1 pseudogene is annotated in these 566 nt (G+C 47.2%); it reads right to left on the bottom strand.

What is annotated here, in order from left to right:
- Positions 1 to 566, bottom strand: a pseudogene (locus A3735_RS08125) (electron transport complex subunit RsxC); the annotation flags it as partial.

Raw genomic sequence — 566 nt, 5'->3', positions numbered from 1 at the left:
CTTCAGGTTTATTATCCTCAATACCAATCAAACACTCTTTCGGCTGAAGCACTTTGATCAGCAATCGAAGCCCTTCAACAAGTTGATCAGCCCGCTCACGCATCAATCTGTCGTCTGAGGTAATGTAGGGTTCACACTCTGCCGCATTCAGAATAAGCGTAGAAATGTCTGCACCTTTTGGAGGGTTAAGCTTCACATCACTTGGGAAACCAGCTCCGCCCATTCCGGCAATCCCTGCAGCACGAACTTTCGCTCTTATTGTGTCAGCATCCAGAGATAAGTAATCCTCACTCGCATCCAATTCACACCACTGGTCCTGGCCGTCTGTCTTCAAGGTAATACATAAATCTGAATTACCAGAAGGGTGCGCCACAACTTGCTCAGCAATACTTTCTACCACACCTGAGCTGGGTGCATGCAAGCCGACACTGATATAACCGTCTGCTTCAGCCAATAACTGGCCTTTTTTTACTTGTTGACCCACTTCAACCAAGACCTTGGAGGCTTGACCAATATGTTGCTGTAAAGGTAAAACAAGTAGTGGCGGAATGCCCGCCTCAGTAATC

It is taken from the genome of Oleiphilus sp. HI0061, from assembly GCF_001635675.1.
The sequence above is the reverse complement of the archived record's forward strand: the minus strand, read 5'-3'. Positions and strand labels throughout refer to the sequence as shown.